Annotated in this window: 1 protein-coding gene; it reads left to right on the top strand. The window is 41.0% G+C overall.

The features are described 5' to 3' along the window. A partial coding sequence (locus tag P9228_RS30870) for a hypothetical protein (RefSeq protein ID WP_278057056.1) occupies positions 1–236 on the top strand: 236 nt, incomplete at its 5' end. Between the last annotated feature and the right edge of the window lie 35 nt (positions 237–271).

Here is a 271-nt window from a genome sequence, read left to right on the forward strand (position 1 = left end):
CAGCACAAACTAGCGGCTCTATTTTTACTGTTAATATTAACGATAGTGGCACAACAATACTTAGCACAAAACTGACAATTGATAACACCGAAAAAACATCAACGACCGCAGCTACAGCCGCAGTTATTAGTGATGTGAACTTAGCCGACGATGCTGAAATTACGATTGATATTGACCAGGTTGGCGATGGCACAGCTAAAGGTTTGAAAGTGGCGTTGATAGGTACACGGGCATGATGTTAATTAATCCTTACGTTTTCGGGCGTAATTTT

Source organism: Mesorhizobium sp. WSM4898, assembly GCF_029625845.1.
In the GTDB taxonomy this organism is placed as follows: Bacteria; Pseudomonadota; Alphaproteobacteria; order Rhizobiales; family Rhizobiaceae; genus Mesorhizobium.